The sequence below is a fragment of the Phaeobacter sp. S60 genome, from assembly GCF_000826845.1.
Classification (GTDB): Bacteria; Pseudomonadota; Alphaproteobacteria; order Rhodobacterales; family Rhodobacteraceae; genus Phaeobacter; species Phaeobacter piscinae.
In genome coordinates, this window is sequence record NZ_JSWJ01000012.1 from 331519 (window position 1) to 347146 (window position 15628).

9 protein-coding genes are annotated in these 15628 nt (G+C 59.1%); 4 read left to right on the top strand and 5 right to left on the bottom strand.

Translation table 11 applies throughout. The features are described 5' to 3' along the window. Positions 1-837 carry a 3-keto-5-aminohexanoate cleavage protein gene (locus tag OO25_RS13560; RefSeq protein WP_040180698.1) on the top strand — a complete coding sequence of 279 codons (837 nt, stop codon included), beginning with the start codon at positions 1-3 and terminating at the stop codon, positions 835-837. Between the two features lie 293 nt (positions 838-1130). Here OO25_RS13560 and cueR read toward each other — a convergent pair whose 3' ends face one another. Together cueR and OO25_RS13570 are read right to left on the bottom strand one after the other, a co-directional pair. Beyond that, entirely contained in the window at positions 1131-1532 is a 402-nt protein-coding gene (gene cueR, locus OO25_RS13565) for a Cu(I)-responsive transcriptional regulator (RefSeq protein WP_040180699.1), read from the bottom strand. Next, positions 1529-4045, bottom strand: a complete 2517-nt coding sequence (locus tag OO25_RS13570) for a heavy metal translocating P-type ATPase (RefSeq protein WP_040180701.1) — start codon at positions 4043-4045, stop codon at positions 1529-1531. The genes cueR and OO25_RS13570 overlap by 4 nt, the downstream gene beginning before the upstream one ends. 330 nt (positions 4046-4375) lie before the next feature. Between OO25_RS13570 and OO25_RS13575 the strand changes: the two genes are divergently transcribed. Together OO25_RS13575 and OO25_RS13580 are read left to right on the top strand one after the other, a co-directional pair. Beyond that, positions 4376-5491: an S-(hydroxymethyl)glutathione dehydrogenase/class III alcohol dehydrogenase gene (locus OO25_RS13575; protein WP_040171450.1), complete on the top strand. Its 1116-nt coding sequence runs from the start codon at positions 4376-4378 to the stop codon at positions 5489-5491. Between the two features lie 177 nt (positions 5492-5668). Next, entirely contained in the window at positions 5669-6334 is a 666-nt protein-coding gene (locus OO25_RS13580) for a GntR family transcriptional regulator (RefSeq protein WP_040180744.1), read from the top strand. Between the two features lie 7 nt (positions 6335-6341). On the opposite strand, the gene OO25_RS13585 is transcribed toward OO25_RS13580, so the two are convergent. Genes OO25_RS13585 through OO25_RS13595 form a run of 3 tightly spaced genes read right to left on the bottom strand, consistent with a single transcriptional unit; the run spans position 6342 to position 11130 of the window. Beyond that, entirely contained in the window at positions 6342-7850 is a 1509-nt protein-coding gene (locus OO25_RS13585; RefSeq protein ID WP_040171456.1) for a SpoVR family protein, read from the bottom strand. Continuing rightward, positions 7837-9174 carry a YeaH/YhbH family protein gene (locus OO25_RS13590; RefSeq protein ID WP_040180702.1) on the bottom strand — a complete coding sequence of 446 codons (1338 nt, stop codon included), beginning with the start codon at positions 9172-9174 and terminating at the stop codon, positions 7837-7839. Before OO25_RS13590 ends, OO25_RS13585 begins: the two co-directional genes overlap by 14 nt. 21 nt (positions 9175-9195) lie before the next feature. Next, positions 9196-11130, bottom strand: coding sequence for a PrkA family serine protein kinase (locus OO25_RS13595; protein WP_040180704.1), 1935 nt, complete (start codon positions 11128-11130; stop codon positions 9196-9198). A 704-nt stretch (positions 11131-11834) separates the two neighbouring features. Here OO25_RS13595 and OO25_RS13600 point away from each other — a divergent pair. Further along, complete coding sequence (locus tag OO25_RS13600; RefSeq protein WP_040180706.1) at positions 11835-15530, top strand: Ig-like domain-containing protein; 3696 nt, start codon at positions 11835-11837, stop codon at positions 15528-15530. The last annotated feature ends 98 nt before the right edge of the window (positions 15531-15628 follow it).

Here is a 15628-nt window from a genome sequence, read left to right on the forward strand (position 1 = left end):
ATGAACAATCCTTGCATCATCTGCGTCGCCATTACCGGCTCTGTTCCGCGCAAAGCTCATAATCCGGCCGTACCAATCAGCATTGAAGAGCAGATCGAAAGCACCCATGAAGCCTATGAAGCCGGTGCCAGCATCGCACATTGCCATGTCCGGCTTGAGGATGAGACGCCGACCTCGGATCCCGACCGCTTCGCCCGGCTCATGGGCGGGATCCGTCATCACTGCCCTGATATGATCATCCAGCTGTCGACTGGCGGGCGGTCAGGGGCCGGGCGCGAACGCGGCGGCATGTTGTCGCTGCGACCCGACATGGCTTCGCTCTCTGTCGGCTCCAACAACTTCCCAACCCGCGTCTATGAGAACCCACCGGATCTGGTGGACTGGCTGGCGGAGCAGATGCTGGCGTATGACGTCAAACCGGAGATTGAGGCCTTTGACCTCTCGCACATTCACCAGGCAGTGGCGATGTCACGGGACGGTCGACTGAAGGCCCCGCTTTATGTGCAGTTTGTACTGGGTGTCAAAAACGCTATGCCGGTGGACCGCGACGTCTTCGATTATTACGTGAAGACCATGCAGCGGCTTGCTCCGGACGCGCAGTGGTGCGCCGCTGGGATTGGTGCCGGTCAGCTGGACGTCAACGAATGGGCCATCGCAGCGGGTGGTCACACACGCACCGGGCTGGAGGACAATCTGCGGCTGGACCGCCATACGCTTGCGCCCTCCAACGCCGCATTGGTGCGCCGCGCCGCAGATCTATGTGATCACTACAACCGCCCTGTGGCAACATGCGCCGAAGCCCGTGCCATTTTAGGTCTGCGCGCTGCCAACTGCTGAGACCCTTCGCGCACAACCTCTTGGGCCGGGGTTGTCGCGGGCCCTCCGCTCGCCCCTCTTTCGGCTGTTTTATGCTGAGGATTGCGGACGCGGCGTCAGGCGGCTCTCCCCTCTTGTTTGCGCGGATAGCGCACCTTATCTCGTTGATGCGCGCGACGCATTCGCAGCAAGAGCCGCTCCTCCCTCGGCTGCTGTTGCCCTACTGCCTAACCCTCCCGAGTTGCATAGGGCCTCGAATGCGCCGCGCGTCACCTTACATCACAAACATCGGCTGATCTGATTGAACCGCCCGGTTACTCATCCGTTTCAGGTGGCTGCGACAGATCACGCAGAATGGGGCAGTCAGGCCGACTGTCACCTGCGCAACAGGTCACCAGCTCCGACAGCGTATCCCGCATCGCTTCAAGATCGGCGATCTTGATATTGATCTTGTCGAGATGCTCCTGCGCCAATTGTTTCACATCGGCACTGGCACGACTCTCATCCTCATAAAGCGCAAGCAGCGTCCGGCAATCTTCGATGGTAAAGCCAAGCGCGCGGGCGCGGCCCAGAAACGCCAGCTTGTGCAGGTCGGTCTCCGCAAAACAACGATAGCCATTATCGCTGCGCCGCGGTTTGATCAGGCCTATGTCTTCATAGTAGCGAATGGTCTTGGCCGGCAGGCCAGAGCGGCTGGCCACATCACCAATGTTCATGGTCGCACCTCTTTCATCTGCTGCGCGGGTGTTGGATCCGCCGGTGTCTCTGACTGACCTATGTCCGACCGCAGCCCACGCAAGCGCAGCGCATTGCTGAGCACAAACACACTGGACAGCGCCATCGCACCAGCCGCCAATCCAGGCGACAAAAGCGGCCCGCCGAAGGGCACAAGGACTCCCGCAGCCACAGGCACCAGAAGTATATTGTAACCAAAGGCCCACCCCAAATTCTGCCGGATATTGCGCAACGTCGCCCGGCTGATCTTAATGGCGTTGACCGCCCCGCGCAGGTCGCCAGAGACCAGGACGATATCAGCTGTCTCAATGGCCACATCGGTGCCAGTGCCGATTGCAATCCCGACGTCTGCCGCCGCGAGAGCCGGGGCATCATTGATCCCGTCACCAACGAAGGCAAGGGCCCCATGTTGCTTCTGCAGCGCCTCCAATGCGCTCACCTTATCACCGGGCAAACAGTTCGCTTCAACGATCTCAATCCCCAGATCGTCAGCGATAGCCTGCGCCGTGGCCGCCCCATCGCCGGTCAGCATCGCAACCTTCAGCCCCTGCGCAGCCATGGCCTTTACAGCGGCACGGCTGCCCTCTTTGACGGGATCGGTTACGGCCACCAACCCGGCCAGGCGCCCATCAACTACCGCATATAGCGTGGTTGCACCGCGCGCGGCGAGACTCTCAGCCTCCTCCTCAAATGGCGCACAGGAAACACCCTCACGCGTCATCAGTCGTGCAGCCCCGATAAGAACCAGCTGGCCCGCTACAGTGGCACGCAAACCATATCCTGGGATGGCCTCGACCTCTGTCGCCTGCGGGATATCCGCCCCCGCTGCCGCTGTTATGGCCCGTGCGATCGGATGTTCCGACTGGGCCTCTGCCGCCGCCAGCAGTGGCAGCAGCCCGGCCCTGTCAAACCCGTCGGCACAGCGCAGCATGGTCAGTGTCGGGCGGCCTTCCGTCAGGGTGCCCGTCTTATCCAAAGCAACCACGCGCGTATCCTGCAACCGTTGCAGAGCGTCTCCCTTGCGAAACAGCACGCCCATCTGTGCCGCACGCCCAATCCCAACCATGATTGACGTTGGCGTCGCCAGCCCCATTGCACAGGGGCAGGCGATGATCAGCACAGACACCCCCGCAACCAGCGCCAAGGGCAGGGCCGGGTCCGGGCCAAACAGCAGCCAGACAGCGACCGTCAGCGCCGCAATCACGATCACCGCCGGGACAAACCACAGTGTCACACGATCCACCAGCGCCTGCACCGGCAGTTTGGCGCCCTGCGCCTGCTCCACCATGCGCACGATCTGCGCCAGCAGCGTATCGGCGCCGACATGGGTGGCGCGATAGTCCAAAACCGCAGCCCCATTGATGGTGCCTGCCGTCAGCACATCGCCATCAGCTTTCTCCAAGGGAATCGGTTCTCCGGTGATCATGCTCTCATCAACAAAGGAGCGTCCGGTCAAAACCGTGCCATCTACGGCGATCCGCTCACCCGGTCGCGCCCGCAGATGATCGCCGACACGCAGCTCCGAGACCGGACGCTCCTCCGCCTTGGTGCCCGTAACAACCAACGCGACCTTGGGCTGCAGCCCGACCAGAGCACGGATCGCAGCGCCGGTGCGCCCCTTGGCGCGGGCCTCCAGCCAGCGCCCCAACAGGATCAGGGTGACGATTACCGCTGCCGCCTCGTAGTAGACATTGGCGGTTCCCGCAGGCAGCAGGTCCGGGGCAAAGGTTGCCACCACCGAATACCCGTAGGCCGCCGCGGTCCCGATCGCCACCAGCGCATTCATATCCGGCGCAGCGCGCAGCAGCGCAGGCACCCCCTGGCGGTAGAACCGCAGACCGGGACCAAACAACACCAGTGTTGTCAGCAGGAATTGCAGAATATGGCTGTTTCCGGTGCCGATGGTGCGCGCAACCCAATGGTGCAGCGCAGGGATCATATGGCCACCCATCTCAATCACAAAGACAGGTAGCGTCAGGGCCGCGGCGATAAGGAATTCCCAGCCAAGACGCTGAATTTCAGCTTCCTTTTCAACCTTCAGGCTATCGGCGTCGCTTTGCGTGTTCCCGATTGGGGTCGCGGGATAACCTGCGTGCTTGCTGGCCTTCAGCAGATCCTCCGCAGTCAGCACCCCGGCCAGATAGGTCACATGGGCCTGCTCCTGTGCAAGGTTCACGTCTGCCGAAACCACCCCGTCGACCTGTTGCAGAGCGCGTTCGACGCGACCAACGCAGCTTGCGCAGGTGAGACCACTGATCTGCAACTCAACCGTCGCCTCTGCCGCCGGGTATCCGGCCGTTTTCAAGGCTCCGCGCAGACCCTCCGCCGATACCTCGGACGAACCAACAACGCGCGCCTTGCTGGTTGCCAGATTGACGGACGCCTCCTTCACCCCTGGCACCGCAGCCAACGCCCGCTCTGCCCGGCCAACACAGCCCGCACAGCTCAGGCCGGTCACCTCAATAGTCCGCTCCCTGACATGTGATTTTTCCATGGCTGACACCTTCCAGACATTGTCATTAAGATCGTAACTTCGCTGATATGGGGCTTCCAGTCACAGGAAGGTCAAGAGCCTATCCGTGTGAAATTAAATCCTTTCAACATCGAAGCCACCCTGAGCGCGAACTGGCTCCGGGATGACGGGAACGGAAGCCCCGCTGTCGTATTTTTTCAGGGCGCAGTTGATCAGCATCGTTAGACTGGCGACAGCAAGAAATGCACATCCCGCGACGGCGGGTGGTTTACGCCCCCCCAACGGGTCTGCCAATATGCGGCTCAGCGCAATTGGCGCCTGCCGTCACAGACAGAACAAAGGAATTTCACCATGATACGCACTCGCGCCGCTGTGGCCGTTGCCCCGGGCAAACCGCTGGAGATTATGGAGGTGAACCTCGAAGGCCCGAAAAAGGGCGAGGTGCTGGTCGAAATCAAAGCAACTGGTCTTTGCCACACGGATGAGTTCACCCGCTCTGGTGATGATCCCGAGGGGATCTTTCCGGCAATTCTGGGCCATGAGGGTGCAGGCGTCGTGGTCGAAGTGGGCGAAGGCGTGACCAGCCTGGAAGTGGGCGACCATGTGATCCCGCTTTACACGCCGGAATGCCGCGAATGCGAATACTGCCTCAACCCCAAGACCAACCTGTGTCAGGCGATCCGCTCAACGCAAGGGCAAGGCCTGCTGCCCGACGGCTCCACACGGTTCTCAATGCTGGATGGCACGCCGATCTACCACTACATGGGGTGCTCCACCTTCGCCAACCACACCGTGGTGCCCGAAATCGCCCTGGCCAAGATCCGCAAAGACGCCCCTTTCGACAAGGTCTGCTACATCGGTTGCGGTGTCACAACGGGTATCGGCGCGGTGATCAACACCGCCAAGGTAGAGATCGGCTCACGCGCGATTGTCTTTGGTCTCGGCGGGATTGGCCTCAACGTGATTCAGGGCCTGCGCTTGGCCGGTGCGGATCAGATCGTCGGTGTGGACCTCAACCCCGGCAAGGTCGAGATGGCCACGCAGTTTGGCATGACCGATTTTGTGAACCCGGCTGAGGTTGACGGCGATCTGGTCGCTCATCTCGTGGAGCTGACCAAAGGTGGCGCAGATTACACCTTTGATGCCACGGGCAATGTACAGGTGATGCGGACCGCGCTTGAAGCTGCGCATAAAGGCTGGGGTGAGAGCATCATTATCGGCGTTGCACCGGCAGGTGCCGAAATCTCCACCCGTCCGTTCCAGCTGGTCACAGGCCGCAGCTGGCGCGGCACCGCCTTCGGCGGCGCGGCCGGGCGGACGGATGTGCCCAAGATTGTAGACTGGTATATGGACGGCAAGATCGAAATCGATCCGATGATTACCCACAAGCTGTCTCTTGATGAAATCAACCACGGGTTCGACCTGATGCATGAAGGCAAATCGATCCGCGCCGTCGTCGAATTCTGATCCTGCATCGCAAATAAGACACTACAGACAAAACCATGACGCAGGCCACCCGGCCTGCGTTTTCATTTGGGCTGCGCATCCGTCGAATCCGGATCAGACACGCCCACAGGGCTGGCGGCAAGGTTCAACCACAGGCATAATCAACCTCACATGCTCCGCTTTGGCCGAGGAACCGGATTGAAACTGCACGCTATCGATATCTCCAAGAGTGAGTCTGCGGCGACGATCATTTTTCGTGCGCTGCAGAAGGCAATCATCACCGGCGACCTCTCTGACGGCACCCCCCTGCGACAGGATGAAATCGCCAAGGCCTTTCGCACCTCGCGCTTTCCCGTACGCGAGGCCATCGCCCGTTTGGAACAACAGGGGTTGGTCACCTCACAGCGCTACAAAGGAGCGGTGGTCGCGACCCTGTCGATGCAGGATGCCTCCGAGATTTTTGATCTGCGCGCAAAACTTGAGGCCGATATTATCCGCGCCGCGGTTGCCAACATGACGCAAGAGATCACAGATCAGGCCCATGCGCATCTGGATGCCTTTGCGGCCTGCAATGATCCGATGCAATGGGGACCGCTGAACCGGCAATTCCACGGCACGCTCTATGGCGTCAGCGGCCTGCCCTACCATGTCGAAGTCGTTGAGGGCGCGATGGATCGTATCGACCGCTATCTGCGGGCGCAGTTGATCATGAGTGACGGCATGGCCCGCAGCGACCAGGAACATCGCGCTATTCTCCGCGCCTGCGAAGCGCGCGATGCTGAACAGGCCGCCCGGCTCACGGCAGAACATATACTGGCGGCCAAAACCTCACTTGAGGAGCAATTGCGGGCTCAGATCCCCTGATCCAGCCTCATTCCCCCGCATCGACTGCTGCAAGACTGACATCGTATCCCCATAGCCTGCGCAGGTGCTTCAGCACCTCGTCGCGGTCCTCCTCCGACAGGTGGATTCCGTCCCGAACGGTATGGGTCAGCTTCAGCTCGCGATCGCCCTTCAGGTCGGCGTCGGTGACCTGAATATCAGGCTCTAAATAGGCCAGATCGTAAGAATGGGCGAGATCCCGGCGCACGGAGCGATAGCCGGTTCGGTTGTGAATCTGGCTCACCACCAGATGTGATTGATCCGCATCATCCGCGAGGGTGAACAGTTTGAACTTGCGAATGAGATGCGGCGACAGGAACTGCTGGATGAAGCTTTCATCCCGGTAGTTGGCCCAGGCGTCCCGCATCACCCGGCGCCAATCCGGATCACCTGCAAAATCAGGGAACCACTCCCGGTCCTCATCGGTCGGCGCCTCGCAGATTCGCCGGATATCCTGCATCATCGCAAAGCCGAGCGCGTAGGGATTGATGCCCGAGTAACGCGGGTCGTCATACTCGGGCTGGAGCACTACATTGGTGTGGCTGTGCATCATTTCCATATAGGAGCCTTCGGTCAGGCGCCCCTGCTCGAACAGCTTGTTGATGATGTAATAATGCACAAAGGTCGCGCACCCCTCATTCATGACCTTGGTCTGCTTCTGCGGATAAAGATACTGCGCCAGCATCCGCACAATGCGCAGGATCTCGCATTGCCAAGGCTCCAGCACCGGACTGTGCTTTTCCAGAAAATACAGCAGGTTCTCCTGCGGCAGATTCATCAGCTTGCGGCGGGCACTGTAGGGTTCATCCTTGATCTGTTCCAGCTTGTCCCGGCCCAACGTCGCATCGGTCCAGATGTCCAATACGCTCTGCGCGCTCTCATGACCCTCGCGCACCTTCTGCATCGCGGCCAATTCTTCGGTGGTTGGTTTGGGCGGGCGCCCGTAGCGAAACACCCCCTGCGACTGCAATGCATGGGCCGCATCCAGAATTTCCTCAACCGCGCTGAGGCCATAGCGTTCCTCGCAGGCCGAGATGTAATTCTTGGCGAAGGCCAGGTAATCATGGATACCAGCCGCATCGGTCCATTGCTGGAACAGATAGTTGTTCTTGAAGAAATGATTGTGCCCAAAGGCCGCATGCGCCATGACCAGCGTCTGCATGGCCATGGTGTTCTCTTCCATATTGTAGCTGATACAGGGGTTTGAGTTGATGACAATCTCGTAGGCCAGCCCCTGCCGCCCGGTCCGGTAAAGCGCCTCATCACGGGCAAAATGCTTCCCGAATGACCAGTGCTGATACATCAGGGGCAGGCCGACGCAGGAATAGGCATCCAGCATCTGTTCGGCCGAGATGATCTCGATCTGGTTTGGATAGACGTCCAGCCCCAGATCATTGAGCGCGATTTCCTCAATCGCATCGCGCGCGACTTCCAACAACTCAAAGGTCCATTCCGGCCCTGTGAACATCGGTTTCGCGACAGTGTCACCCGCCTGCATTCTGCGCCCCTTTTGCCTTGGGAAGGAAAAACTCCCGGAAAATCGGATAGATATGCGATGGCTGCGACACGCGCTGCATTTCAAAATGCGGAGCCTGTGCCTTCACCTGCCGATAGTTCTGCCACAAATCCTCGCCCGCCTCGGGATTGTTCAACAGCATCTCTGCGTTTTCATCGACGATTTCGACGTAAGCGTAGTACTGGCAAACCGGCAGCAGATCCTCCAGCAGCAGCGCCTTGCAGCGCGCCGAGTCATTGCCGAAGTTTTCCCCGTCAGACGCCTGCGCGCCATAGATGTTCCATTCATCCGGCGGATACCGTTCAGCGACGATCTCCTTCATTTTTTCCAGCGCGGTCGAGACAATGGTGCCACCAGTTTCGCGCGCATAGAAAAACGTCTCCTCATCGACCTCCTGCGCGTGATGGGTATGGCGCACAAACACCAGTTCGGTGTGTTCATAGCTGCGCGTCAGGAACAGATGCAGCAGCAGGAAGAAGCGTTTCGCCAGATCCTTCTCCCGCTCCTGCATGGAACCCGACACATCCATAAGGCAGAAGACGACCGCGCGCGAATTGCGGATTTTCTCTGGCACATGCGTATCATACCGCAGATCCAGCGGGTCAATGTAGCCCACTACCCGACGTTTGCGCTCCAACACCTCCAGCCGATGGCGCAAATCCTCGAGATGGATCTGCTGTTTTTCGCTACGCTCCGGCAGCGACTCCAGCTCTTCAATCTCGGCTTGTAGCTCGGCAATAGATCTGGCGGAGGGCCGCTGCAACGCGATCCGGCGCCCCAAGGAATTGCGCATGGTCCGCACAAGGTTGAGGTTATTCGGCGTGCCCGCCGTGGTCAGCCCGGCGCGGCGTGTTCCGATAGTTTCTGTCTCTACAGTGGCCTTTTCAACCAGATCCGGCAGCTCCAACCCATCGAACAGAATTTCAAGATATTCGTCCCGCGTCAGGGTGAAGGAGAATTCATCCGCGCCATCACCATCCTCGGAGGCCTGTTTGCCGCCCTCACCCGCACCGCCCTGGGGTCGTTTCAGCGTATCGCCAACCACGAATTCCTTGTTGCCCGGCAGCACATGGCGCCGCCGCCCCCCCTTGGGGGAATGGTGAAACCGGGGTTCCTTCAGCCCGCGGGAGGGGATGGTGACCTTCTCGCCTTCGGCCGGGATGCCACCACCATCCTTGATCGACTTATCTCGGACCGATCTGTCGACACGTTCCTTGATACTTTCGCGGGCACGTTCAAGGAACCGTTGCCGGTTCCCCAAACTCTTGCCCTTGGGATTGGCGCGCCTGTCGATAAAATGATGCATCTGGCACCCACCCTTTTTCTGTTAGCCCGCCTTGTTCACGCGCATGTACCACTCCACCAACCTGCGGACCTGCCGGTCGGTGTAACCGTGGCTGCGCATCCGTTCGACGAACTCCTGATGTTTGCCCTCGGTTTTGCTGTCCTTCTTGGAGCCAAAGGAAATCACCGGAAGCAGCTCCTCGACCTGGCTGAACATGTGTTTTTCGATCACATCGCGCAGCTTCTCATAGGAATTCCACGCCGGGTTTGAGCCGGTATTGGCGCGGTGGCGCAGGGCGAATTTCACAACCTCATTGCGGAAATCCTTGGGGTTGGCGATGCCGACGGGTTTCTCGATCTTGCTGAGCTCCGCATCCAAAACCTCGCGATCATAGAGCTGGCCAGTATCGGGGTCCTTGTAGTCCTGCTCCTCAATCCAGGCGTCAGCATAAGAGATATACCGGTCGAACACGTTCTGCCCGTATTCGGTATAGCTCTCCAGATAGGCCTTCTGGATTTCGTTGCCGATGAACTCCTCATAGCGCGGCGCCAATTCTGTCTTGATGAAGGCAAGATATTTTGCCTCCGTCTCCGTTGGGAACTGCTCGCGCTTGATCATCTGTTCCAGCACATACATCAGATGAACCGGATCAGCTGCGACCTCATCGGTGTCGAAGTTGAACGTGGTCGACAGCACCTTGAAGGCAAACCGCGTGGAGATCCCGTTCATACCCTCATCAACTCCGGCGCGATCCTGATACTCCTGCACGGTTTTCGCCTTGGGGTCGGTGTCCTTCAGGCTCTCGCCATCGTAGACCCGTAGCTTTGAATAGAGGTTGGAGTTCTCATGCGGCTTCAGCCGGGTGAGAACCGAGAACCGGCTGAGAATTTTCAACGTCTCAGGGGCACAGGGCGCTGCTGCAAGTTCGCTGTGCTCGATCAGCTTGTCGTAGATCTTCGCTTCTTCGGTGACGCGCAGACAGTACGGCACCTTCACAATCGACACCCGGTCAATGAAGGCCTCATTGTTCTTGTTGTTCTTGAACTGCTGCCATTCAGATTCATTGGAATGAGCAAGGATCAGGCCGGTAAAGGGGATCGCGCCGAAGCTTTCGGTCCCCATATAATTGCCTTCCTGCGTCGCGGTAAGCAGCGGGTGCAGCATCTTGATCGGAGCCTTGAACATCTCAACAAACTCAAGGATGCCCTGTGTTGCGCGGTTCAAACCGCCTGAGAAGCTATAGGCATCCGGGTTGTCCTGGCTGAAATGCTCCAACTGGCGAATGTCGACTTTGCCCACCAGGGTAGAAATGTCCTGATTGTTCTCATCCCCCGGCTCAACCTTGGCCACGCAGATCCGGCGCAGCCGCGACGGATACAGTCGCACCACCGAAAATTTATTGATATCGCCGCCGAATTCATCAAGTCGCTGCACCGCCCAAGGTGACATCAGCCCGGGCAGGCGGTGCTGCGCGATCCCGTATTCATCGTTCAAAAGTTTGCCCATCCGCACCGGATCGAAGAGGCCAAGCGGGCTTTCGAAAATGGGGGACAGCTGGTCCCCTGCCTTCAGAACGTAGATCGGCTGATCCTCGACCAGACGCTTCAGCCGTTCCGCGAGAGAGGATTTGCCGCCGCCAACGGGGCCCAGCAGGTAGAGGATCTGTTTGCGCTCTTCCAACCCCTGCGCGGCGTGGCGGAAGTAGCCCACGATCCGCTCAATCGTGTCCTCCATGCCGTAGAAATCTTTGAAGGCAGAGTATCGTTTGATTGTGCGGTTCTGAAAGATCGGCCCCAGTCGCGCATCTTTCGATGTATCGACCAGTTCTTCTTCGCCAATCGCCTTGAGCATACGCTCAGCGACATTGGCGTACATGCTGGGATCATCGCGGCAGGCATTCAGATAGTCCTGCAGCGACATCTCCTGCTCGCGCGTTTCGCCATATTGTTCGGCAAAGATTTCGGCAATGTCTTTCATCTGGCTCTAGCCTCCTAGTTACTGCGCGCCGGTCCTCCTGGGGTCCAAGATCGCACACGGACAGAGGGCGCCCAGCGCGAGGGCCAAGGAATGTCCGCGTGAAAATATTCGTCTGAATTCTGCTCGGCACCGGATCCGGCTATACAAGACAAGCGGGTCACTCTGAGCGGTGACATTCCAGCTGCGGCCTGGGTTTCGGCGTCGTGTACTTAGGATCAACTCTACACCAATTATGCCCTTTATCCTATCTGAAACTGGTGTCTTTTTGGTTAATTGCCAGTGCGTTTTAAAAGAACACTCGTTCACACATCGGCGATATCCACGTGACCCGGGCTGGCAAAGCTGCGCGCGACTCGCGCCGCTCAGATTACGCTAAGTTTCAGAAACTGCCTGTGATACAAGGCCGATGAACGCTCCGGGTTGACGCAAACATATCGCAAAACCACTTCGGTCAATTCCCTAACGTCAACCAGAGGGGGACATTAACAAAAATGTCCCGATAAACTTTGATGCAAATTGACTACAAATTAGCCACACCCCGATCTTTTCGGTAAAAATCCGCTCATCAAAACCTAGACAAGGCTGCTGGGAAGGCAGCAATATGGCGGCAATATGACCGCGGAGACGGTCGATGGGCAAAACAATGCAGGCTACCTTGGCGCTACGATTCTGGCGCTTTGGTCTTTGACGAGCGGTATATAAAAATGAGTACGGTTGGATACATCGTCCGCGACATGGCGGGCACCAAGCAGCATGGTACATCTGCTGACACCCCCCAAGCGACGATTGCAACGGCAGCAGCGAAAGACATTTCGCTGAACCTCGGACCGTCCGATGTCGAGAGCTATGCGCGGCGCGGACAAGACCTTCATATTACGCTGATCGACGGCCAGGTGGTGGTACTGGATGATTTCTTCAACACCGGTGCAACAGGAAGTAAAAACCTGTTCCTCAGTGAGGAAGGCAACTTCGTCGAGGTGGTTCTGGAGGACCGCACCGATGGGATGCTCTATGCCAGCTACGAACCCCTCGATCTGAGCGGCAAGTGGAGCGCCTATGATGATATGGTGTTCCTTGATGTAGAACGTATTGAGCCAGTTGTTGCGCCTCTTGTGGCTCCTCTGATCGGCGGTCTCGGCACCGCTGGTGCAGCAGCCGGTGTGGTCGGTGCAGCTGCCATCGTTGGCGGCGGTGGTGGTGGTGGTGGTGGTGGTGGCGGCGGTGCCGTGACACCAACCGTCGACAACCCCGATGCAACATACCCCGTCGCCGGATCCACTACCGACGATGTGGTCGTCAGCGGCACCGGTGCCCCTGGCTCCACCGTCGAGGTGACACTGGGCACCATCACCGAAACGGTCACGGTTAAGGACGATGGCACCTGGGTTGCCAATTTCCCGGTCACCAACATGCCGCCGGACGGTTCGTATGAGACAACAGTCTACGTAAAGGACCCGGACGGAACCGAATTTAATCTTGATGGCCCTTCGGTCATCATCGACACCACACCGCCACCGATCGCTGTCAACACCGTCGAGGGCGATGATCACATCAACTATATCGAAGTGGCCGATGGTGTTGTGATCAACGGTACTGGTGAAGCCGGTGCCAGCGTCAGCGTGGAATTCCAGGGCGTCACCCGCACCACTACGGTCGCGGATAACGGCACTTGGTCGGTGAACTACAGCGTGAACGAGGTGGCGACGGGCATTTACAGCTCCACCATCGAAGTCACCAGCGCCGATTCCTTTGGCAACACCAGCACCACCTCCCACACTGTTGATGTCGACACCGAGACCCGTGTGACCATCAACACCCAAGTGGGCAACGATCACATGATCAGCGGTGCCGAGCAGGCGGCAGGCATCACCCTGACGGGTACGGCCGAAGCCGGATCAAGTGTTGTGGTGACCTTCCAGGGGGTTAGCCGCACCGTGACAGCTGACGCACAGGGCAACTGGTCGGCCAGCTATCTCAGCTCGGAGATCGCAACCGGCACCTATGACGCTAGCGTCTCTGCCGTGGCAACGGACACCAGTGGCAATACCAGCTCCACCTCAACCTCGATCCCTGTGGACACCGAAACTACGGCGTCTCTCGACGCAGTTCAGGCAGGCGACAATGTGATTTCCGCGCCGGAAGTGACCAGCGGTGTAACCCTAACCGGCAAGGCCGAAGCCGGTGCCAGCGTCGCCGTGACGCTTGAGGGCACCACGCATACCGTGACAGCGGATGCGCAGGGCAACTGGAGTGCGGATTTCGCCACCAGCGAGATCCCGACCGGCGAATATGACGCCAACGTCTCGGTCACTGCAACCGACGTACTCGGCAACACAGCCTCCACCACCGGCACCGTCCGGGTGGACACCGAAACCGAGGTCGCACTCAGCAACCCCATTGCGGGGGACAACCTGATCAACGCGGTCGAGGCCAACAACGGCCTGGATCTGACCGGCACCGCCGAGGCAGGTGCCAGCGTCGTGGTTCAGCTGGGCAATGCAACCCGGACCGTGACGGCCAATGCTCAGGGGCAATGGACTGCGAGCTTTGCCGGGTCTGACATTGCCGATGGGACTTACGACACAACCGTGACGGCGACGGCGACAGACGCCTATGGCAATACCGCCTCGACAAGCAGCCAGATCCACGTCGACACCACGACCAGCGTCGGTCTCGACAACGGGCAGGCCGGGGGCGATGACGTGCTGAATGGTGCGGAAGCCGCAGGCGGCCTCACCTTGACCGGCACTGCTGAGGCCGGTGCATCCGTTGCTGTCACCTTCCAGGGCATCACCCGCACCGTGACAGCGGATGCACAGGGCCGCTGGAGCGCGTCTTATACCACTGGTGAAATCACCCCCGGCGAATATGACGCTCCGATCAGCGTCACCGCGACCGATGCCGCCGGGAACAGTGAGAGCACGACAGGCACCCTGCGCGTCGACACCTCGACCGCGGTCAGCATCGATCCCAATCAGGCAGGCGGTGACAATATCGTCAACGCCGCCGAGGCACAGGCCGGTGTGACGCTTACCGGCGCTGCCGAGCCAGGGTCTGCCGTTGAGGTAACTGTCGCGGGTGTGACCCGTACTGCGACCGTGGCTGCAAATGGCACTTGGAGCGCCCTTTTCGAGCCGGGCGCGCTGGCGGCTGGCGAATACAATACCTCGGTCACAGTGTCGGCAACGGACGCGGCGGGTAACACCGCTTCGGCCTCCTCTGCCCTGCGGGTAGACACCGTTGTAGGCACTGTGGCGCTATCTCCCGACCCGATCGAACTCGACGATGTGATCAACGCCGTCGAACGTGCGGACGGTGTCGAAATCAGCGGTACCGCGACACCGGGTCTGACCGTGACTGTTGGCCTCGGCGCGGCGAGCCGCCAAGTTGTCGCAGACGGAAACGGCAATTGGGCCACCACCTTCCCGGCCAACGATATCCCGACCGGTGAACGAACGCTGCCAATCTCGGCTTCGATCGTGGATGACGCGGGCAACACCGCAAGTGTCTCTGACACTGTCGCCCTCGATACACTTGTTGACCCGCTCACTGTTCGACCAAACCAGACTGCCGATGACATCATCACCAAGGCAGAACAACAGGCTGGCGTCACCTTCAACGGGACTGTTGAACCCGGATCGAGTGTGAAGGTCATTGTGGATGGAAATGAGGTGACAGCAACGGTCGATGCACTGGGTAACTGGAGCGCCACGCTTAACGATGACGATCTGCCAGACGGCGACCGCTCGGTCCTCGCGACCATTTCGGCAACCGATGCGGCCGGAAACACCGACACGGTCACGGAGCAGTTCGATATCGACACCGTGGTGGACCCCGCCTCGATCTACGCACTCAAGATTACGGGCCAAGGCATTCTTGAGCTTGAGACAAAGGACGCCACCGACAACTATGCGGTCAACACTCTTGATCCGGCCGGCACAGTGAGTACGCCTGCCGCGAGCAAGACCGTAGACCCCCAAGACGGGACCGAATTTGCCTTTGGAACCCCCATTCCCGATGGCACCCATCTTGTCTTGTCGCGCAGTGACAACCTGGGCAATACGTCCAGCACGCTTGTGATCTTTGACGATAACGCGACGAACGCAGGCACGCTTGACCATGCCCAGCTTGGCAATTTCAATATTGACAACCTCGATCTGAAATTTTCCACCGACGCCCAGCTGACGCTGAGCGAAGCTGACATCAAGGCGCTGTCGAACAATTCTAACACGCTGACCATTCACGGTAGCGATAACGACCAAGACAAGATCACAGTGACGGGGGGCAACGCATCTAGCACTGGAACCCGCATCGTCGATGGCGAGCTGTATAATGTCTATACGATCGGAAATGACGGCACGACACTGATCGTCGATCAGGACGTACAGGTCGTCATCTGATCCGAAAACAGGTCGACCGGGGGGCGGTCAAACACTATAGCTGACCCTCTCGACCAAATACCCGGACACAAGGGTAAGGACACAGGCGATGCGAGGGG

Bases quoted from the DNA above. Each gene is read 5' to 3' on its own strand.
- OO25_RS13590 (WP_040180702.1), bottom strand. From the start codon at position 9,174: ATGCATCATTTTATCGACAGGCGCGCCAATCCCAAGGGCAAGAGTTTG.
- cueR (WP_040180699.1), bottom strand. From the start codon at position 1,532: ATGAACATTGGTGATGTGGCCAGCCGCTCTGGCCTGCCGGCCAAGACC.
- OO25_RS13570 (WP_040180701.1), bottom strand. From the start codon at position 4,045: ATGGAAAAATCACATGTCAGGGAGCGGACTATTGAGGTGACCGGCCTG.
- OO25_RS13585 (WP_040171456.1), bottom strand. From the start codon at position 7,850: ATGCAGGCGGGTGACACTGTCGCGAAACCGATGTTCACAGGGCCGGAA.
- OO25_RS13595 (WP_040180704.1), bottom strand. From the start codon at position 11,130: ATGAAAGACATTGCCGAAATCTTTGCCGAACAATATGGCGAAACGCGC.
- OO25_RS13600 (WP_040180706.1), top strand. From the start codon at position 11,835: ATGAGTACGGTTGGATACATCGTCCGCGACATGGCGGGCACCAAGCAG.
- OO25_RS13575 (WP_040171450.1), top strand. From the start codon at position 4,376: ATGATACGCACTCGCGCCGCTGTGGCCGTTGCCCCGGGCAAACCGCTG.
- OO25_RS13560 (WP_040180698.1), top strand. From the start codon at position 1: ATGAACAATCCTTGCATCATCTGCGTCGCCATTACCGGCTCTGTTCCG.